General features: G+C 70.8%; 16 protein-coding genes and 1 pseudogene. 6 read left to right on the forward strand and 11 right to left on the reverse strand.

The annotated features are described in order from the left end of the window. Positions 1 to 17 precede the first annotated feature (17 nt). Positions 18 to 2,360, reverse strand: coding sequence for an FtsX-like permease family protein (locus A8W25_RS20785; protein WP_067163550.1), 2,343 nt, complete (start codon positions 2,358 to 2,360; stop codon positions 18 to 20). Further along, entirely contained in the window at positions 2,357 to 3,076 is a 720-nt protein-coding gene (locus tag A8W25_RS20790; protein ID WP_067163552.1) for an ABC transporter ATP-binding protein, read from the reverse strand. The genes A8W25_RS20785 and A8W25_RS20790 overlap by 4 nt, the downstream gene beginning before the upstream one ends. Positions 3,077 to 3,335: 259 nt before the next feature. Here A8W25_RS20790 and A8W25_RS20795 point away from each other — a divergent pair, with 259 nt between their 5' ends. Beyond that, a complete protein-coding gene (locus A8W25_RS20795) occupies positions 3,336 to 5,723 on the forward strand; it encodes a transglycosylase domain-containing protein (RefSeq protein WP_067163554.1) in 2,388 nt (795 codons plus the stop codon). Between the two features lie 114 nt (positions 5,724 to 5,837). On the opposite strand, the pseudogene A8W25_RS20800 reads toward A8W25_RS20795, so the two are convergent. The 3 genes and pseudogenes from A8W25_RS20800 to A8W25_RS20810 form a co-directional block, all read right to left on the reverse strand. Further along, positions 5,838 to 6,206: pseudogene (locus A8W25_RS20800) on the reverse strand (catalase); the annotation flags it as partial. A 118-nt stretch (positions 6,207 to 6,324) separates the two neighbouring features. Then, positions 6,325 to 8,040, reverse strand: coding sequence for an ATP-binding SpoIIE family protein phosphatase (locus A8W25_RS20805; protein WP_234386511.1), 1,716 nt, complete (start codon positions 8,038 to 8,040; stop codon positions 6,325 to 6,327). Between the two features lie 41 nt (positions 8,041 to 8,081). Continuing rightward, positions 8,082 to 9,752: a fumarate hydratase gene (locus tag A8W25_RS20810; protein ID WP_067163557.1), complete on the reverse strand. Its 1,671-nt coding sequence runs from the start codon at positions 9,750 to 9,752 to the stop codon at positions 8,082 to 8,084. Positions 9,753 to 9,962: 210 nt separating this feature from the next. On the opposite strand from A8W25_RS20810, the gene A8W25_RS20815 reads away from it, so the two are divergent. Both A8W25_RS20815 and A8W25_RS20820 read left to right on the forward strand, forming a co-directional pair. Continuing rightward, a complete protein-coding gene (locus A8W25_RS20815; protein WP_067164295.1) occupies positions 9,963 to 10,667 on the forward strand; it encodes a DUF1707 SHOCT-like domain-containing protein in 705 nt (234 codons plus the stop codon). Positions 10,668 to 10,816: 149 nt separating this feature from the next. Beyond that, positions 10,817 to 11,173, forward strand: coding sequence for a WhiB family transcriptional regulator (locus A8W25_RS20820; RefSeq protein WP_067163559.1), 357 nt, complete (start codon positions 10,817 to 10,819; stop codon positions 11,171 to 11,173). 82 nt (positions 11,174 to 11,255) lie between these two features. Here A8W25_RS20820 and glpX read toward each other — a convergent pair whose 3' ends face one another. Next, positions 11,256 to 12,287, reverse strand: a complete 1,032-nt coding sequence (gene glpX, locus A8W25_RS20825) for a class II fructose-bisphosphatase (protein WP_067163561.1) — start codon at positions 12,285 to 12,287, stop codon at positions 11,256 to 11,258. A gap of 236 nt (positions 12,288 to 12,523) precedes the next feature. Here glpX and A8W25_RS20830 point away from each other — a divergent pair, with 236 nt between their 5' ends. Further along, complete coding sequence (locus A8W25_RS20830) at positions 12,524 to 13,057, forward strand: DUF4245 domain-containing protein (protein WP_067163563.1); 534 nt, start codon at positions 12,524 to 12,526, stop codon at positions 13,055 to 13,057. A 94-nt stretch (positions 13,058 to 13,151) separates the two neighbouring features. On the opposite strand, the gene A8W25_RS20835 is transcribed toward A8W25_RS20830, so the two are convergent. After that, a complete protein-coding gene (locus A8W25_RS20835) occupies positions 13,152 to 13,742 on the reverse strand; it encodes a malonic semialdehyde reductase (RefSeq protein ID WP_067163564.1) in 591 nt (196 codons plus the stop codon). Positions 13,743 to 13,862: 120 nt separating this feature from the next. Between A8W25_RS20835 and A8W25_RS20840 the strand changes: the two genes are divergently transcribed. Beyond that, on the forward strand, positions 13,863 to 14,486 hold the full coding sequence (locus tag A8W25_RS20840) for an MFS transporter (RefSeq protein WP_079126208.1): 624 nt from the start codon (positions 13,863 to 13,865) through the stop codon (positions 14,484 to 14,486). A 39-nt stretch (positions 14,487 to 14,525) separates the two neighbouring features. Here A8W25_RS20840 and A8W25_RS20845 read toward each other — a convergent pair whose 3' ends face one another. Further along, positions 14,526 to 14,933 (reverse strand): nuclear transport factor 2 family protein, encoded by a 408-nt coding sequence (locus tag A8W25_RS20845; RefSeq protein WP_107470734.1) that lies wholly within the window; start codon positions 14,931 to 14,933, stop codon positions 14,526 to 14,528. Positions 14,934 to 15,194: 261 nt separating this feature from the next. Between A8W25_RS20845 and A8W25_RS33570 the strand changes: the two genes are divergently transcribed. After that, positions 15,195 to 15,791, forward strand: a complete 597-nt coding sequence (locus tag A8W25_RS33570) for a cupin domain-containing protein (RefSeq protein ID WP_067163568.1) — start codon at positions 15,195 to 15,197, stop codon at positions 15,789 to 15,791. Positions 15,792 to 16,172: 381 nt separating this feature from the next. Here A8W25_RS33570 and A8W25_RS20855 read toward each other — a convergent pair whose 3' ends face one another. The 3 genes from A8W25_RS20855 to A8W25_RS20865 form a co-directional block, all read right to left on the reverse strand. Further along, complete coding sequence (locus A8W25_RS20855) at positions 16,173 to 17,363, reverse strand: MFS transporter (protein WP_067163570.1); 1,191 nt, start codon at positions 17,361 to 17,363, stop codon at positions 16,173 to 16,175. Between the two features lie 115 nt (positions 17,364 to 17,478). After that, positions 17,479 to 18,078 (reverse strand): TetR/AcrR family transcriptional regulator, encoded by a 600-nt coding sequence (locus A8W25_RS20860; RefSeq protein WP_067163571.1) that lies wholly within the window; start codon positions 18,076 to 18,078, stop codon positions 17,479 to 17,481. Between the two features lie 138 nt (positions 18,079 to 18,216). Then, on the reverse strand, positions 18,217 to 19,977 hold the full coding sequence (locus A8W25_RS20865; RefSeq protein WP_067163573.1) for an NlpC/P60 family protein: 1,761 nt from the start codon (positions 19,975 to 19,977) through the stop codon (positions 18,217 to 18,219). Between the last annotated feature and the right edge of the window lie 66 nt (positions 19,978 to 20,043).

The raw sequence follows: 20,043 nt of genomic DNA on the forward strand, positions 1-20,043 counted from the left end.
CGGACGGGGTGGGCGGGTCACTCGGTACGGAGGCCGTCGGGGCGCATCAGGCGCCACAGCGGGGGCAGGCTGAGCAGCGTCACCACCAGGACGGCGACGGTACCGGTGCCCGCGAGCGGCAGGAAAAGCCACCAGTCGGTGACCTCCTTGCCGACCATGTCGAGCAGGGCCACGCCCAGCGCGGTGCCGCCCGCGACCGCGAGCACCACCCCGAGGACGACCGGCACCGCGGTCTGCCACAGCACGGACAGGGCGAGCGAGGAGCGCCGGGTGCCGAAGGCGACCAGGACCGACAGCAGCCTGCGGCGCTCGCGCAGCTGCTCGATCTGCGAGACGAGCAGGCTCAGCGCGATCAGCAGCATGGTGGCGATCGCCCCGGTCCGCAGCCCGCTCCGGACACTGGCGTACTGCTTGTCGCGCTCGACCTTGTCGATGGTGCGCACGGACATCACCGGGTCGATGGCGGCGGCCGTGTTGCGTACGTACTCGGCGGCCTCCGGCACCTTCCGGTCGACCCGGATCATGGCCTTGGTCTCGGCCGAGGCGAGCTTGCCGATGTCGACGGCGCCCGGGGTGGCGAAGATGCCGTGCCGGGCCTCGCCCATCGGGTCGGGCCGGGAGAGCACCGAACGGGCCGACCTGGGCACGGTCCACAGGACCGGCTTCACCGACGGGTCGTAGTCGGCGTCGGTGTCGAGGTTGACCGCTTCGCCGGGCCGCGCGCTCCGGTCCACCCAGTCGCTCAGCCGCTTGTCGCCCTCGGGGTGGACGACGAAGGTGTCCCCGTCGCGGCACGAGCGGATGCGGGCGAGCTCGGCGAGGGTGGCGCAGTCGCCCACGGTCAGCACGGTGGTGGGCCGGAGCTGGTCCCGGGTGTAGTGGCCCGGCCGGGTCGCGTAGGTCTCGATCGTGCCGATGACCGCCTCGACGCCCTTGGTGGCGCGAAAGTCGTGGATCATCCGCTGGGCGCGCTCGCCGCTGGGGAAGTCCGCCACGACGTCGATCTGGGCGCGGCTGGGGTCCTGGTCGGTGGTGCGGACGAAGTCGGCGTGGATGCCGGTGGTCATCATCTGGAGCGAGACCGCGCCCGCCACCGCCACGGTGATCCCCGCGACGGCCCGGCTCGCGGTGCCCCCGCTGAGCTGGAGCCGGCGTACGGCCAGCTGCCAGGCGACCGGGCCGCCGCGCAGCCTGGCGACCGCCGCCTCCACCAGCCACGGCAGCAGGGTGGCGAGTCCGGTCAGGGTGAGGATCGCGCCGAGGGCGACCAGGTTCGGGTCGGTCACGCCGTTGTCGACGCCCGCCCTGGGGGACAGGGCGAGGACGCCGATCCCGGCGGCGGGCAGCAGCAGCCGCCACCACAGCCTGCGCCTGCGGGGCTTGGCGGCCCGTACGACGCCCAGCGGCTCGACGGCCACCGAGCGCATCGTGAAGAGGGTGACCACGACGGCCGCGAGCGGCACGGCGAGCAGCACGAGCACGGCGAGCGCCGGGTCCGGGGTGAAGTCGGCGGGGAAGGCCGCGAAGCTCCAGAACCGGACGCCGCCGACGAGTTCGCGGCCGAAGAGGAAGAGGGCCGTGCCGACCAGCAGGCCGAGCGCCGAGCCCGCGAGCGCCTCCCCGGCCGCGATCCAGCGGGTCATCCCGGTGTCGGCGCCGACCAGCCGGAGTGCCGCGAGCCGCCGGTCGCGGCGCTCGCCGCCGAACCGTACGGCGGTGGCGATGAAGATGATCACCGGCATGAGCAGCACCACGCAGGACACCACGGTGAGCGCCACGAGGACCGGGCTGAGCGGCAGCTTCTCGACCTCGCCGCCGAAGGCGTCGGTGCGGGCGGCGCCGGTGTCCCGGCTGAGCGTGTCGCTGCCCGCGTAGAAGAAGAGCTCGGTGGGGTCGAGGAGCCCGGCGTCGCCGATGCTCGCGGTGATCCTGTACGGGAGGCGCTGGCGCAGCAGTTCGCCCCTGGGCGAGTCGAGCAGGTCGCGCAGGGCGGGGGAGGCGGCCATCTCGCCGGGCCGGGGCACCGTGCGCAGCCCGGGCGGTACGGCGGGGTGCGCGCCCTCGGGGCGCAGCAGGAGGCCGCCGATGCTCTCGCCCCGGTACTCGGTGCCGACCATGTCGAAGAGCAGCGACCTTTCGGAGCGCTCGAACGCCTTGCTGCTGCCCGAGGCGGCCGGCACCCGGGCGTCCCCGCGCGCGCTGCTCGCCTGGTTGACGTGGGGTATCGAGGCGGCCGCGAAGAGCAGCGCGACCCCGAGCCCGACGCCGAGGGCGGTCAGCAGCGTACGGATCCAGCCCTCGCGGCCGCCGGTGAAGGCGAACTTGGCGCCGAGCGCCAGCTCGCGGGGGCGGCGGCTCACCGGGAACCGGCCGGGGCGGCGGTCAGGTCGCGGGAGCGGCCGTCGCGGACGGTGATCTCGCGGTCGGAGTAGGCCGCGACCCGCGCCTCGTGGGTGACCAGGACCACCGCCGCGCCGGTGTCCCGGGCGGCCTCGGTGAACAGCCGCATCACCAGCTCGCCGCTGAGCGAGTCCAGGGCGCCGGTCGGCTCGTCGGCGAAGACCACCCGGGGCGCGGTGGCCAGGGCGCGGGCGACGGCGACGCGCTGGCCCTGGCCGCCGGATATCTGGTCGGGGCGGCGCCGGGCGACCTGGTCGACCTCCAGGCGCTCCAGCCAGTGCACGGCCGCGCGGTCGGCGTCCTTGCGACGCACCCCGTCGAGCCGCAGCGGCAGCGCCACGTTCTCGGCGCAGGTGAGCTCGGGCACCAGCTGGCCGAACTGGAAGACGAACCCGAAGTCACGGCGGCGCAGCGCCGAGCGGCGCACATCGCTCATCGCGGTCACCTCGCGCCCGTCGTAGGTGATGGTCCCCGCGTCGGGCCGGACGATCCCGGCGAGACAGTGCAGCAGCGTGGACTTCCCGGAGCCCGAGGGGCCCATGACGGCGACGACCTCGCCGGGGGAGAGGGAGAAGTCCGCGCCGTCGAGGGCGGGCGTGGAGCCGAAGGCCTTGCGCAGCCCGCTCGCGCTGAGCAGGGGTCCGGACGCGGGACCGGATGACGAGCCGAGTGACATGAGGAGGACTATACGCACTAGGTATACGCGGTGTGTATACCCCTGGTGCATAGCTCCTTGAGGAACATGACATTCCCTGGCAAAAACGGGCAGGATCCTGGGTTCTGGCAACCCTCGGGGCTGTTTGTCAGTCGGTTCCCATGGGCCGGGTGCTGATTCTCACGTACGGAAAAGACGTGATCGGCTCCCCTTTGTCCACACGTGCGGTGTTAGTTTTCTGAGCTGATCTGGCGAGTCAAGAAGGCGAGCGACTGAGGTTATGGGCCGAGCGGAAGAGCGGCGGGCCCGGCAGCGCGGTGCGCGCCGGACCAAGCAGACGAAGGGCGGCCGAATACGCAGGCTCTTCACCTGGAAGAAGATGCTCGGCACCTTCTTCGGCCTCGTCCTGCTCGCGATGGGCGGCTTCTACGTCATCTACCTGATGACGCCGATCCCGGAGGCGAACGCCCAGGCCCGGATGGAGAGCAACGTCTACAAGCTCTCCAACGGCAAGATCATCGCCCGGACCGGACAGCTCAACCGCGAGGTCGTCGGGCTCGACAAGATCCCGGAGAAGGTCCAGCTGGACTTCGTCGCCGCCGAGAACATGTCCTTCTACAAGGACTCCGGCGTCGACTTCAAGGGCACCACCCGAGGTCTGCTGAACACCCTCTCCGGCAAGGGCAAGCAGGGTGGCTCGACCATCACCCAGCAGTACGTCAAGAACTTCTATCTGAGCCAGGACCAGACGGTCACCCGCAAGCTCAAGGAGCTGGTGATCTCCCTCAAGGTCGACCGGAAGTACTCCAAGAAGGAGATCCTGGCCGGCTACATCAACACCAGCTTCTACGGCCGCAACGCCTACGGCGTCCAGGCCGCGGCGCAGGCGTACTACGGCGTGGACTCCTCCAAGCTGACCGTGGAGCAGGGCGCCTATCTGGCGGCGCTGCTCCAGGCGCCCAGCCAGTACGACTGGGCGGTGGCCACGGAGACCGGCAAGAAGCTGGTGACCAACCGCTGGAACTACGTCCTCGACAACATGGTCAAGATGAAGGAACTGGACGCGGCCCAGCGGGCGGCGATGAAGTTCCCGGTGCCGGTCGAGCCCAAGCCCGACCCGGGCATGGAGGGCCAGACCGGCTATCTGGTCCAGGCCGCCAAGAAGGAGCTGATCCACAACGGCATCAGCGAGGCGGACCTGGCCAAGGGCGGCTGGACCATCACCCTCAACATCGACCCCAAGAAGCAGAAGCTCCTTGAGGACTCGGTGAAGCAGGAGCTGACCAGCAAGCTGGACAAGAAGCGGAAGGTCGACCAGGACATCCAGGCGGGTGCCGTCTCGGTGGACCCGAAGACCGGTTCGGTCGTCGCGCTGTACGGCGGCCAGGACTATATGAAGCACCAGATCAGCAATGCCACGACGGCCACCTACCAGCCCGCCTCGACCTTCAAGCCGCTGATCCTCGCCGCCGCGCTCAACGAGAAGTCCGAGACGCAGGACGGCAAGGAGATCCGGGCCAACACCATCTACAGCGGCGAGAACAAGCGCCCGGTCAAGGGCGAGGGCGGAAACGGCTACGCGCCGCCCAACGAGGACGACGAGAGCTACGGCCCCATCACCGTCCAGACGGCGATGAACAAGTCCGTCAACAGCGTCTTCGCCCAGATGGGCGTGGACGTGGGGCTGCCCAAGCTGCGGGACACCGCGGTCGCGCTCGGCCTCAACCACATGAAGGGCGTCAGCGCCGAGCCCGCCATGACCCTTGGCTCCTACGGCGCGAGCCCCATGGAGATGGCCGGCGCGTACGCCACGCTCGACAACCACGGCAAGAAGATCACGCCGTCCATCGTCAAGTCGGCCCAGCACAAGGAAGCCAAGTACAACAAGCCGGACCCGATCGGCGACCAGGTGGTCAGCCGTGACGCGGCCGACGCCGTCACCTCGGTGCTCACCGGCGTGGTCGACGACGGTACGGCCAAGAGGTCGGTGCGGGACGCGGACAACCGCGACGGGCAGCCGGTCGCGGGCAAGACCGGTACCTCCGACGACAACAAGTCGGCCTGGTTCACCGGGTACACGCCCTCGCTGGTGACGTCCGTCGGACTCTGGGGCGAGGCCTCCGCGCCGCGCCAGGTGGACGGGAAGACCGTGCCCAAGGGCGGCCAGGTGAGCATCGCCGGTGCCACCGGCAACGAGGGGATCGCCAACGGCCGTATCAACGGTGGCGCCATCCCGGCCCGGATCTGGGCCGCGTACACCTTCGACGCGGTCGGCAGCGACGACTCCAAGTTCGACCTGGACACCGACCAGGGCGCGGCCGTGGAGAAGGACGTGACGCCGGTGACCACACCGAGCGGCACCCCGTCCAACACGCCCTCGCACACGCCGTCCAAGACGCCGTCCAAGACGCCTTCGCACACGCCGTCCAAGACGCCGACGAAGACGCCGACGACGGGTGGGACCAACGGCAACCCGACCAACGGGGGCCAGACGAACGGCGGTACCACCACCGGCCAGACCAACGGCGGTCAGACGAACGGCGGTACCACCACCGGGCAGACCAACGGCGGTACCACCACCGGGACCACCGACGGCGGTACCACCACCGGGACCACCGACGGCGGGACGACCCAGGGCACGATCCAGGGCGGCGGCACCACGCCGTAGCCCGGGCCCGTGGCACACGTTTCGGCCCCCCACCCGTCAGGGCGGGGGGCCGAAACGTCGGCGGGGCGCTGAGAGCCTGTCTTTGAACCCCCGCCTGCGCCCCGACGCCCGGCACGCACGCTCCAGGACGGACCCGCTGACGCCGTCCTTGAGGTGGCCCGCGATGTCGGAGACCAGCCGCTCGCGCGCGGCGTCGTCGAGCACCTGGCGCACCTGGGTGCCCGCCTGGCCCCAGTCGTCGTCCTCGCTGTGCGGCCGGTAGGCCTCGCGGACCATCTCACCGGCCGTCCGCCACCCGGTGGGGTCCCCGAAGCCCTCCACGGCCGCCGGGGGGCCGCCGTGGGAGTTGGGCGCGTACGGCGCCCCGGCGCGGGACGGCTCGTAGCGCATCGGCCCGTCCTTCGCGTAACCGTTGACCTGCGAGCGGGCCCGGTTGGGCGGCAGCTGCGCGTAGTTGGGGCCGATCCGGTAGCGGTGGGTGTCGCGGGGGATGGCCCCCATCGGGGATGGGTGGGTCGCTTCGTCCACGAGCCAGTCAACTCCGCCGACAAGGTGTCGGCAACATCTGGATCCCGCTCCGTACGGGGCCGGGCGGCCCGCCTCAGGGGCGGGTCGCCAGCTCGAACCAGACCACCTTGCCGCCCGAGAGCCGGGTCGCGCCCCACCGCCTGGCCAGCCGGTTCACCAGGAAGAGGCCGCGCCCGCCCTCGTCGGTGTCCCGCGCCCGCCGTTGCCGGGGCAGCTGCGGGGAGTCGTCGCCGACCTCGCAGCGCAGGACGTCCGTCTTGAGCAGCCGCAGGGTCACCGGGCGCTCCGCGTACCGCACGGCGTTGGTGACCACCTCGCTGACCAGCAGCTCCACCGAGTCCGTGAGCTCCTCCAGACCCCAGCGGTCCAGGGCGCGCCGGGCCAGGCGCCGGGCCCGGCCGGGGGCCGAGTCCTCCGGGTCCAGGAACCAGTACGCCACGTCGCTCGGCGCGATCCCGTCGAAGCGGGCCGCCAGCAGCGCGATGTCGTCGTCCCGGTCGCCGGGGCCCAGCATGTCCAGGACGTCGTCGCAGAGCGCCTCAAGGGGCGGCGGGTGGTCCGGGCCGGTCAGCTGGGCGGTGGCGGCGAGGCGCTCCCGCAGCTGCTCGATACCGGTCCACACGTCCCGCAGCCGGGACTCGACGAGCCCGTCCGTGTACAGCAGCAGGGTGGCGCCCGCCGGGGCGTCCAGCTCGACCGCCTCGAAGTCGACCCCGCCCACGCCGATCGGCGCGCCCGGCGGCACCCGCAGCACCTCGGCGCGCCCGCCCAGGTGCAGCAGCACCGGCGGCGGGTGCCCGGCGTTGGCGATGGTGATCCGGTGGGCGACCGGGTCGTACACCGCGTACAGGCAGGTCGCCATCCGGTCGGTGCCGAGGCGCTGGGCCTGCTCGTCGAGGTGGTGCAGGACCTCCTGGGGCGGCAGATCGAGCCCGGCCAGGGTCTGCGCGGTGGTGCGCAGCTGGCCCATGATCGCGGCCGAGGTCATGGAGTGGCCCATGACATCGCCGACAACCAGCGCCACCCGGCTGCCGGGCAGCGGGATCGCGTCGTACCAGTCGCCGCCGACCCGGGCGGTCTCGGCGGCCGGCAGATAGCGCGAGGCCAGCCGTACGCCGGTGGGCTGGGGCAGCGAGTCCGGCAGCATGGTGCGCTGGAGCTCGTCCGCGATGTACGCCTCGCGCCCGTACAGCACGGCCTTGTCGATGCCGAGTGCGGTGTGGGTCGCCAACTGGGCCGCCACCAGCAGGTCGTTCGCCTCGAAGGCGGGCCGCTCCAGGCCGCGCACGAACACGGCGGCGCCGATCACGCGCCGCCGTCCCCGGAGCGGCGCGAGTATCGTCCGGTGGCCGCCGGGGACCTGGCGGTCGGGGCCGAGCAGCTCGGCCAGGGCGAGCCGGGCGGGCACGGAGTCGCCGAAGACCGGCCGCACCCCGCGCAGCACCTCGGCGAGGGCGCCGCCGGTGCGGACCTCGCAGAGCTCGGCGGCCGGGGTCAGGTCGGTCTGGGCGTTCAGCAGGGACAGGGCGTCGATCGCCTCCGGCTCCTGCAGCGACTCGTCGACTAAACGCAGCCGGTCGGTTCGGCGCAGCCGCAGCACGAAGGGGCTGGCGGGCCGCTCGTCCCCGACCGGAAGCGGGTCGCGCAGATGCACGAGTATCGCGTCCGAGAAGGTCGGGACGGTGGCCCGGCACAGCCCGAGCACGATCTCGTCGAGGTCTATCCCGCGCGCGATCCTGCGGGTCGCGGCGCCCACGAACCGCAGCCGGTCGCCCTCGCGGCGGGCCACGGCCGCGCTGTCCCCGCCGGTGAAGGGGCGGGGTGGGGCGCCTACTGCTGCGCAGCACCCCGCAGGGGGATGTTCAGGAACGTCGGCGGCTCAGCCGGCACCTGAAAGAAGTCGTTGCCCTTGTCATCGACCACGATGAACGCCGGGAAGTCCTCGACCTCGATCCTCCACACCGCCTCCATCCCGAGCTCCTCGTACTCGACGACCTCGACCTTCTTGATGCAGTCCTGGGCGAGCCGCGCGGCCGGCCCGCCGATCGAGCCCAGGTAGAACCCGCCGTGCGCGTCGCACGCCTTGGTCACCTGCCCCGACCGGTTCCCCTTCGCCAGCATCACCTTGGAGCCGCCCGCCGCCTGGAACTGCTCCACGTAGGAGTCCATGCGCCCGGCCGTCGTCGGCCCGAAGGACCCCGACGCGTACCCCTCGGGCGTCTTCGCAGGACCGGCGTAGTACACCGGGTGGTCCTTCAGGTACTGCGGCATCTCCTCTCCCGCGTCGAGCCGCTCCTTGATCTTGGCGTGCGCGATGTCGCGCGCCACGACCAGCGGCCCGGTCAGCGAGAGCCGGGTCTTGACGGGGTACTTGGTGAGCTCGCCCAGAATCTCGTCCATCGGCCGGTTGAGGTCGATGCGTACGACATCCTCCTCGCCCGACGACAGGTGCTCGTCCGTCGTCTCCGGCAGGAACCGCGCCGGGTCCTTCTCCAGCTCCTCCAGGAACACACCCTCGGCCGTGATCTTCGCGACCGCCTGGCGGTCCGCCGAGCAGGACACGGCGATCGCGACCGGCAGCGAGGCGCCGTGCCGGGGCAGGCGCACCACGCGCACGTCGTGGCAGAAGTACTTGCCGCCGAACTGCGCCCCGATCCCGATCTTCTGCGTCAGCTCGAAGACCTTCTGCTCCAGCTCCTGGTCGCGGAAGCCGTGACCGGTCGCCGAGCCCTCGGTCGGCAGCTCGTCGAGGTAGTGCGCCGAGGCGTACTTCGCGGTCTTCAGCGCGAACTCGGCGCTGGTGCCGCCGACCACGATCGCCAGGTGGTACGGCGGGCACGCCGCCGTACCGAGCGAACGGATCTTCTCCTCCAGGAACTTCATCATGGAGGCCTCGTTCAGGACGGCCTTCGTCTCCTGGTAGAGGAACGACTTGTTGGCCGAGCCGCCGCCCTTCGCCATGAAGAGGAACTTGTACGCGCCGCCGTCCGTCGCGTACAGCTCGATCTGCGCGGGCAGGTTCGAGCCGGTGTTCTTCTCCTCCCACATGGTGAGCGGAGCCATCTGCGAGTAGCGCAGGTTGAGCTGGGTGTACGCGTCGAAGATGCCGCGCGAGAGGGCTTCCTCGTCGCCGCCCTCGGTCAGCACGTTCTGGCCGCGCTTGCCCATCACGATCGCCGTGCCGGTGTCCTGGCACATCGGCAGCACGCCCGCCGCCGCGATGTTCGCGTTCTTCAGCAGGTCGAGGGCGACGAACTTGTCGTTGCTCGACGCCTCGGGGTCGTCGATGATCTTGCGCAGCTGGGCCAGGTGGGCCGGGCGCAGATAGTGCTGGATGTCGTGGATCGCCTCGGCGGCCAGCTTGCGCAGCGCCTCCGGGTCGACCTTGAGGAACGTACGGCCGTCGGCCTCGAAGGTGGAGACACCCTCGGAGGTCACCAGGCGATACGGCGTGGCGTCCTCACCCAGGGGGAGCAGATCGGAGTACGCAAACTCTGGCATTTCGGCCATTCCTCACTCGGCAGACGGCGGCTGACCTCCATTGGCACAGCACCCTCAAGCGTATGCGGCCGTCACGGCGCCGATCCTGTGAGGTAGGGCTCAGTTGCGAAAGGGGGCGCGGGGCATGCTCCGGGCGCCGCCGCGCCGACCCTCGCGTGCCCCTAGTCGCGATCTATCGCGTTTGGGTACGCTGAATCCGTGGACGATTCCGTGGACCTCGAAAAGCACGCCGGGCCGCAGCCGGTGAAGCCCCTGGAGGCCGCCCCTCTGCGCGCCTCCGACGCCGACCGCGACCGGGTCGCCGACATCCTGCGCGAGGCGCTCGCGGAGGGCCGGCTGGACGCGGAGGAGCACGCCGAGCGCATCGACGGCGTCTACCGCGCCAAGACGATGGGCGAACTGGAACCGCTCGTACGGGACCTGCCCGCGGCAGCCGGCGGCGCGCACCGGTTCGGCGCGTCCTCCTCCGCGTCGCCCACGCCCGCGTATGCGACCGCACACGCTCCGGACGAGGCCGCGGGGCCGGTCGCCGCCGAGAATCTGGTCGCCGTCTTCTCCAGCTCCACCCGCAAGGGGCGCTGGCGCATCGGCCGCCGCACGAACGCGTTCGCGCTCTTCGGCAGCGTCGAGATCGATCTCACCGAGGCCTATTTCGAACAGCGGCTTTCCGTCATCAACGCCACGTCGATCTTCGGCAACATCGAGGTCCGGGTCCCCGAGAACCTCACGCTGCGGGGCAGCGGCACCGGCGTCTTCGGCAACTTCGAAGTGGACACCCTGGAGGCCGAACACCCCGAGGCACCCGTGGTCGTCGTCAATGGATACTCGGTATTCGGCAACATCGAGGCCAAGCCCAAGCGCGGCAAGCGGATCGCCGACCTCCACGACCGCCTGCGCAAACGCCTCGACTCCTGACGCGTCGCGTCCGCACACTTTTGGTCATCGGCGCGCGATTGCGATTTCGGACAACGGAACTCAGTGCATAGGCACGCGCACAGCGGGTAGGGACTGTCGCATCGTCGCTCGCTCGCGAAGCCGTCGTCAGCCGTCGTCAGGAGTTGGCCGTGCTGCATCCGCCGCATCAGTCCCTGCAGGTCGCCGTCGCAGTCCCGCCGCAGCGCGGCCCAGCTCGGGAGGACCAGGCGGGCCCGTGGCACACGGAGGCGGTCTGCCGCCGGGACGAGGCGGGGCTGTTCTTCGCTCCCTCCAAGGAGCCGACGGCCGCGCGCCTGTCGCGCGAGGAGGCCGCCAAGCGCGTCTGCGCCCGCTGTCCCGTCATGGTCGAGTGCCGCGAGCACGCCCTGCTGATGCCCGAGCCGTACGGGGTGTGGGGCGGTCTGACGGCGGCTGAGCGGCGCGTGGTGCTGGCCCGCCGGCGCCGGCGCGAGGTCGAGCTGAAGAAGGCCGCGTCCGCCGCCTGACGCGCGCGTACGTACGCGAAGGGGCGCTCCCGTCCGCACAACGGGGGCGCCCCTTCACGTATCCGCGTGACCTCCGGGGCCGCTACTTCGCCCGGTCGAAGTCGATCTGGCTGTAGGCGCGCAGCTTCGACAGCCGGTGGGTGGAGTCGATCTGCCGGATCGTGCCCGACTTCGAGCGCATGACCAGCGACTGCGTGGTGGCGGTCTCCGCGCGGTAGCGGACGCCTCGCAGCAGCTCGCCGTCGGTGATGCCGGTGGCGACGAAGAACACGTTGTCGCCGGAGACGAGGTCGTTGGTCGACAGCACGCGGTCCAGATCGTGACCCGCGTCCAGGGCGCGCTGCCGCTCGGCGTCGTCCTTGGGCCAGAGCTTGCCCTGGATGGTGCCGCCGAGGCACTTGATGGCGCAGGCGGAGATGATGCCTTCCGGCGTGCCGCCGATGCCCATCAGCAGGTCCACACCCGTGCCTTCGCGCACGGCCATGATCGACCCGGCGACGTCTCCGTCGGAGATGAACTTGATACGGGCGCCGGTCTCCCGGATCTCCTTGACGATGCCCTCGTGACGCGGGCGGTCGAGGATGACGACCGTGACGTCCTCGGGGGAGGAGTTCTTGGCCTTGGCGACGCGCCGGATGTTCACCGAGACGGGGGCGTTGATGTCGACGAAGTCGGCGGCCTCGGGCCCGGTGACGAGCTTGTCCATGTAGAAGACGGCCGAGGGGTCGAACATGGTCCCGCGGTCGGCCGCCGCCAGCACCGCGATGGCGTTGGGCATGCCCTTGGCGTTGAGGGTGGTGCCGTCGATCGGGTCGACGGCGATGTCGACCTCGGGTCCGGTGCCATCGCCGATGCGCTCTCCGTTGTAGAGCATCGGAGCTTCGTCCTTCTCGCCCTCTCCGATGACGACGACGCCGTTCATGGAGACGGTGGAGACGAGGGTGCGCATGGCGTTGACCGCGGCGCCGTCGGCGCCGATCTTGTCGCCGCGTCCCACCCAGCGGCCCGCTGCCATGGCGGCGGCCTCGGTGACCCGGACCAGTTCCAGGGCGAGGTTGCGATCAGGAGCCTCGGGAGAGACCTCGAGTTGGGGCGGCAAGTTGTGCTCGGTCATCGGAGCGCACCTTTCTGTACGGCGACGGCCGGGAAAAGAGGGTGCCTGCGAGGTTGCGATCAGGAGCCTCGGGAGAGACCTCGAGTTGGGGCGGCAAGTTGTGCTCGGTCATCGGAGCGCACCTTTCTGTACGGCGACGGCCGGGAAAAGAGGGTGCCTGGACTCTATCGTTACGTCGACAAAATGAGCAGTGGGGGCCACGTATGAGCAGCGACATGACCTGAGACCATGGGTGCGTGGCAGGAACACGTGGCAAGCAGAGTGTGCGGAACATGCTGCAGTCGTTGGCGGTGATCGGTATCGCCGTGGCTGTGATTTACATGTTCGTCCCGCACGACGGCAAGAAGGATCCGGTCAAGGCGGTCGACTACCGCGTCGAGCTCCTGACGGTCCGGCGCGCCGCGCCGTACCCGGTGGCGGCGCCGGTCGGGCTCCCGGACCAGGACAAGTGGAAGGCGACCTCGGTCACCTACGACGGCCAGGCCGACAACGCCTGGCACCTGGGCTTCCTGGACCCGGACAAGGAGTACGTGGCGATCGAGCAGTCCTCGGCGCCCGACCGGGACAAGTTCGTGAAGTCCGTCGCCAAGAGGGCGGCGAAGACCGACCGCACCCAGGAGATCGCGGGCGCGACCTGGCGCCGCTGGGAGGGTCCCAAGTACGACGCCCTCGTCCGCGAGGACAAGGGCTCCACGACCGTGGTGACCGGCACGGCGGGGTTCGCCCAGCTGGAGCGGATGGCGGCGGCGCTGGAGCTCAAGAAGGCGTGACGCCCGTCCGGCGCACCGGTACGGCGAAGGCCGCCGCACCCCCGAGCGGGGTGCGGCGGCCTTTCGTGTGCCGGGCCCTTCGCCGGGCCGCGGCTCAGACGGTGGTGACGACGTCGTCGTACGACAGGCGCGGGCTGCGCGGGTAGGACGCGTCCCCGCCCGGCTTGCCGATGTTGACGACCATCAGCGGGGTGTGGTCGCCGTCCAGGAACTCCTTCTGGAGCCCGGCGCCGTCGAAGCCGGTCATCGGGCCGGCGGCGAGCCCGGCGGCGCGGACACCGACGATGAAGTACGCGGCCTGCATCGCGGCGTTCAGACCGGCGGCGTTCTCACGGACCGGACGCTCGCTGAAGAACACGTCCTTGGCCTGCGGGAAGGCCGGGAACAGCGTCGGCAGCTCCTCGTGGAACTCGTTGTCGGCGGCGAGGATGGCGACCAGCGGGGCGGTGGCGGTCTTGGCCCGGTTGCCCTCGGCCATGTGCGAGACCAGCCGCTCCCGCGCCTCGGCCGAACGCACCAGCACGATCCGCAGCGGCGTCTGGTTGAAGGCGGTCGGCCCGAACTTGACCAGGTCGTAGATCGCCTGCACCTGCTCCTCGCTCACCGGCTCGTCGGTGAACGTGTTGGCGGTACGGGCCTCGCGGAAGAGGAGGTCCTGAGCGGCGGAGTCAAGGGCGAGAGACATAACGAACCTTCCGGACTTACGGGGATTCCGCTTGCGGGGGATTCAAGCGGCGACGCCACCGTACGACGGAGTTAGGTTAAGCTTCAACTAAACGGGGCCCTGGGTGACTGGCGTCACAGAATGGGTGGTTTTGGGGCCCGCCGGCTGCGCGTGCCGCCGTCGGTGCGCCCCGCCTTCGTCCCGGCGGCCATGGCCGGCTTCGCCGGGTTCGCCACCATGGGGCTGTTCACCTCGGTGGCACCGAGCTTCCTCAGCGAGGTGGTGGGGGTGAGCGAACCGGCGGTGTCCGGCACGGTGGTCTTCACGGTGTTCGCGGCGTCGACGGCCGGTCAGCTACTGATGGGACGCTTCGGTGTGCGCCGGGCGCTGCCATGGGGCTGTGTGGTCCTGGTGGCGGGCATGGCGCTGATCTCCTGCGCGCTGCTCGCGGCCTCCCTGCCGCTGCTGGTGGTGGGGGCGCTCACCGCGGGCGCGGGGCAGGGTCTTTCGTTCAGGGCCGGTGTCACCGACGTGGGCGAGCACAGCCCGCCGGAGCGGCGGGCGGAGATCACCTCCGCGCTGTTCGTCGTGCTGTACGTGGCGATCTCGATCCCCGTGGTCGGAGTGGGGATCATGGCCGTCACCCTGGGCCTGCGCACCTCGGGCCTGATCTTCAGCGCCTGCGTCGCCCTGCTGGCGGCCACGACGGCGGTGCTGCTGTGGGTGCGGCCCGTACAGAAGAGCGTCGCCGACGTTCAGCCGTGAGGTCCGGCCTTGCTCGCGGCAGGCTCCCGGCGAAGCCGCTCAACTCACCTGCCCCGGCGCGAAGTAGTCCCGCAGCCGGGCGATCTTGCCGTCGCGGACCCGGAAGATCTGGACCAGCGAGACCGTCGTGTCCGCTCCCCCTCCGTCGAAGACCGCGTCGATCTCGGCGATGAACACGTCCGGGTCATCGGTGAGGTGCAGCACATACCCGGACTTCTCCGTGTTCGGCGCTCCCCCGTCGCTCGTCTGCCGTGCGTAGTACGCCGCCATCGCGCTGCGGATCTGCTCCCGCCCCTCCATGCGCCGGGGGAAGGCCGCGCCTGCGTCCACGAGCGGCGCCTCCAGGACGCCGTCCTCGGTAAACAGTTCGGCAAGGGCGTCGGCGTTCCGCGTCAGTGTGCCGGCGTAGACGAGGTTCCTGAAGATTTCCTGTGGCGAACTGGACACAGCGGGCTCCCGGGACGGGTAGAACAGACAGGAAGCCCACCTCATCACAGGGGTGTCCGCCGCGGAGCGACTTCCGCGAAGCGTCACCCGTGCCGTCCCCAGGGAATCCCGGGACGTGACGGAAGTCCCAGTCGATGATGAAGCGGCCCGGGTTGGCAAGGGGTCCCCGTTCGACTGCGGAGAAGTACCCGCAGACGAACAGGCGCGATATGGGGTAGATCAGAACTCAAGCCATTATCAAGCGGAAAGAGAAGACCTCTTATGACGCACATCGTCCTCCCCGGCCAGCGCCCCGAAGGCCGCCGCGGGTTCGAGATCGTCCTCTCCAGCAAGATGACCGGTCAAGCGGCCTCCTGGGTGGAAACCCGTCAGGGCCCGGCCTGGTCGGGCCCTCCGCTGCACACCCACGCCGAGTCGACGGAGACCTACTACGTCGTCTCCGGCACCCTCTTGGTCCAGGTCGACGACGAGGTCGTGGAGCTGCGCCCGCGCGCTCTCGCCCACATCACCAGTGGCACTCGCCACACCTGGGCCACTCCGCCCGGTGAAGGCTGCCACTTCCTCACCCTCCACATGCCCGGCGGTTACGAGGACTACCACCCGACCGCCCTCCAGGCCGAGAAGGACAACGGCGGCCCGCTCACCCAGGAAGACCTTTTCAAGATCGCCGCCCGCTTCGACTGGCGTCCCGCCGGCGACACGCCGATGCGTCTGACCCCCGACGGCCGCCTCGTCCCCGCCTCCCAGGCCGACGACGAGGCCACGCGCCTGCGCGCGGAATGGCTGGCCGCCGAGGGCGAGAAGGCCGAGATCACCCCTATCCACGACCCCGGCTTCTACGCCGCCAACCCCGCGTAACCACAGCACGGGGTCGTTCCCCGGAGCGGACGCGCGCATCCGCCGTGCCGTACCGCGTCCCTGACCGCAGGTCAGGGACGCGGTACCGCTCCGCCCGCTCCTCCCTCAGGGTCAGCCCCCTGCCACTCCGCGGTCGCCCACCGGGTGCCCCCGGCGAGCGGTCGGTCATTCCCGCGGTGTCGCACGGGCGCATATGACTGCGCTCCGGATTTCGGGGTATTCACCTCCCGGAACGGGTGAGCCCGAGGGGCCGGGGACGGTCCGGTTCAGGTGGTGATCGCGATGCGACAGACAGTCATCAGGAGGCCGCAGCCCCCGGCGCCCCGGCCGCCCCTGGACCTTCGTACGCCCAGCGGGCGCCCGCTCCCGTACTGACGGGGCTCACCGGCCTGCCGGTGAAGTGAGCACCACGGCCCGCCCGCCCTGCCGGGCACCACGCCGCACCCGTACGGCATCGGGTATCAGCGTGAGGAGCGCGAGCACCGCCGCGCCCACCCCGAGCCACAGCGGCGCCCGGAGTCCCTGGAGATCGATGGCCACGCCCCCCAGGCCGGAGCCGATCACCACGCCCAGCGTGATGAAGGAGGAGTGGACGGTGTTGACGAGGGGGCGGGCGTTCGCCGTGCGCTGCACTCGGCTGATCATCGCCGGGTTGAGGGTGACGCCGACCAGCCCGATACCGGTCATCGCGAGGACAGCGGGGACCCGGTGGTCCGCGAACAGGGCGAAGGCGCTCAGGAACACGATGTTGAGGGCGAGTCCGGCCACCAGAACCGGGATGGTGTGCGAGTCGGCGAGCCGGGCGACGACCGCGTTGCCGACCACTGTGGCGGCGCCGTAGACGAGCAGGAGCAGCGGGACCGTTCCGTGCGAGAAGCCGGTGAGGTCGGTCAGGATCGGCGTGAAGTAGGAGAAGGCCGAGAAGGTCGCGCCGATGATGAGCGTCGAGGTGGACATGACCAGCCAGAGCCGCGCGTCCCGGAAGACGGCGAGTTCCTCACGGAACTCGCCCGCCCCGTCGGCGGGTTCGAGGGAGGGTACGGCGACCGCCGTGGCGACGGCGGCGGCGACGGTGACGACTCCGACCGCGACGAAACCGGCCCGCCAGCCCCACTGCTGGCCGACGAGGGTGGACAGCGGCAGCCCCAGGAGGGTGCCCACCATGAGGCCCTGCATGGCCACGCCGATGGCACGCCCGCGTACGTCCGGCGAGGTGAGCTGGGCGACGGCGGAGAGGGCGACGCCGAAGAACGCGGCGGAGGCCGTGCCCGTGACGACCCGGGCGGCGAGCATGACGCCGTAGCTGTCCGCGGTGGCGGCCAGGACGTTTCCGGCGAGGAAGACGGCGAACAGGGTCATCAGCGCCGTCTTGGGGCGCAGCCGGAGGACGGCGACGGTGGCGAAGGGCCCGCCGATGGCCATGGCGAGGGCGAACGCCGTGATGAGGTAGCCGACTTGGGCCACGCTGACGTGCAGGTCGTCGGCGATCTGCGGCATGAGGCCGCCGACCAGGAACTCGCTGGTGACCATGGCGAAGATACCGAAAGCCATGAGATGGACGGACTTGGGCACGGGAAACGCCCCCCTGTTCTGTATTGATCAGTCCAAAATGCGGGTACGGCGAGAGACGAGCGGGTACGAGGAATGAGCCCCCGGCGCGGCGGGCGGAGGGTCAGCCGGCGGGCGGTCAGTGGGCCAGCGAGTCGACCCCTGCGGCCATGATCTGCTCCAGCGCGGAGCGGTCGGCACCGGCCTGGGAGGCGATGCGCATCCCGGCGATCACCGAGGTGAGATACCAGGCGAGCCCGGCGGGATCGCGCGAGGAGCGCACGGATCCGTCCCGCTGCCCCCGCGCGATCACGGCACGGAAGGCGTCCAGGCGCCGCTCCAGGTCCTTGGCCAGGAGCCGGGCGACCTCGGGGTCGGTCTCCGCCACCGGCTCGGTGAGGGTATTGACGGTGAAGCAGCCGATGGCCCGCCCGAGACGGCGGTTCTCCAGCTCCCCTTCGAGGAGCATCGCGAACAGGGCCCGGATCCGCTCCAGACCGCTGCCCCCCTCCTCTTCGAGAATGGCGATCTGACGGGCCGTCATGGTGTCGATGTAGTGGCCCAGCGCACGCCGGAAGAGGTGGTCCTTCGAGGTGAAGGTGTTGTAGATACTGCTCCGCCCGAGGCCGGTGGCCTCGCACAGGTCCTGGGTGGAGGTGGCTTCGTAACCCTTCGCCCAGAACGCCTGACAGGCCGCGGCCACCGCCTGCCGCTCGTCGAACTGCCGTGGTCGCCCCATGGACAGCACACTAACAGGTTTTGGAACGGTCGGACCAAAAAAGAAGGATCACCGCGCTCCCCTCGCGACACCGGTCGGAGCGGTGGACGCCGGCCCTCCGCCCGGGCCGTGCCGAGGCACGACCCGGGCGGCCGGTCGTCAGATGCGGTGCACGGTGTGCAGCTTCTTGGCGTACGTGCCCGTGCCGTCGAGCAGCGAGGCGCCGCCTATGTCGGCCATGGTGGGGCCGTTGTTCGTCTTGCGGCTGGAGAAGAAGCGGCGCTTGCCGTCCGCGTCCAGGCCCAGGTAGATGCCGACATGGTCCACGGTGACCGTCGGGTTGTCGTCGCCGGAGTCGGCGTTGAACAGCACCAGGTCGCCCGGCTGGAGCAGAGCCGCCGCGGGCGGGTTCGTCCCGTCGGTCTGGTCGATGCGGGCACCGGGCGCGTAGTCGACCATGTCCCGCGACTTGCGCGGGAGGCGGGTGTGGGTGGTGTCCGCGCCCGCGGCCAGGGGCACGCCCATGTGGTAGCCGTACACCATGCGCGTGAAGCCGGAGCAGTCCAGGTTGCCGACCTGCTTGCTCGACGGGCCGGTGTAGGTGCCGTCGGGGAAGGTCCAGCCGGTGTTCATGTACTCGTGGAAGTCGGCGCCCTCGTAGCGGTAGCCCTGCGGGTCCAGGTAGCCGTACCCCGCCTCACCCAGGACCTGCTTGTCCTTGGCGGGCCCGGAGCCGCTGGTGACCGCGGGGCCGCCGGCGAGGAACATCGCCGCGTACGCCAGCACGTCCGGAGCCGTCGAGCCGGCCCAGGCGCGGACGGTCTTCTCCAGGTCCGGCGTCCAGTTCCCGTCGAAGGGCTCGGCCAGCACGCGCACCCAGTCGCCGTGCGTGACGCTCGGCGGCGTGGCCCAGGTGGACTCGTCCACCTGGAAGCGCTTGACGGAGAGCTTGACCGGCAGGTTGGTGCAGCCGTCGTTGGCGAGGGCGCGCAGACCGACCCGGCCCTTGCCGAAGGTGTCGTCGCTGACGTCGACGGTCCAGGCTGCCGGTTCCGCGGAGGACGTACGCCAGGCCTTGACCTGGATACGGGTGCCTTCGCGGCGCACCCGGATCGTCCAGTCGGTGCCGGCGGCCACGCCCGTGGCGAGGGTGAGGGCGGTCGAGCCGGGGAGCAGGTCGACCTTGTCGGCGACCTCCTTCTCGACGCGCAGCTCGACCGCGCCGGTCGTCAGGAAGGACAGCCGGGCCCGGTAGTTGTTGCTGGTGTCCTGGTAGCCGAAGGACAGCGCATAGGAGCACGCCTGGCCGGTGGGCACCTTGTCGAAGTGCGCCACGGACCGCACGTCGAGGTCCGTGATCTCGCCGTCGCGAAGGGTGGCGTGGCGGCTGGCGAAGTCGGTGGTCAGGCTGATGACGCCGGCGCCGGGCACGACCGAGTAGTCCGTGGCGGTGGGCCCGAGGGTCGACCAGCTGCCGCCGCCCGGGGAGGTACCCCAGTACGAGCGGTCGGCCACGGGCAGCGTCAGGTCCGGCAGGGTGCGCACGAAGTCGTCCGCGAAGGACTTCTTGTTCTCCGTGAAGGTGCGCTGCGGGCCGGGCAGGACGACGGTACGGGCGCCGTGCGTCAGCAGGGCCACGCGCTTGCCGCCGGAGGTGACCTCGGTACGCGTCGGGGTGCCCGAGAGCACGGCGGCGGTGAGCGGGGTGTTCAGCGTCAGCTGGCTGAAGTAGGAGGCGTTCAGCGGCGGCAGCGTGACGGAGGAGCGCGGCGAGGCGAGCCCGGCGGGCGCGGCCACGGAGCCGGCGGAAACGGTGGTGGCGGCGGCGCGCGCCGGAGCGGCGGCCAGACCGCTGAGCGGAACGGAGGCGGCCGAGGCCGCGAAAATACCGAGCAGGCTGCGCCTGGAGGTGTGGGACATGCGCGCCATCATGAGGCAGCGGGGGGTGACAGGTGACACCGGGCCCCCCGTGCGTCCACTGTGAGC

It is taken from the genome of Streptomyces sp. ERV7, from assembly GCF_001653515.1.
GTDB lineage: Bacteria > Actinomycetota > Actinomycetes > Streptomycetales > Streptomycetaceae > Streptomyces.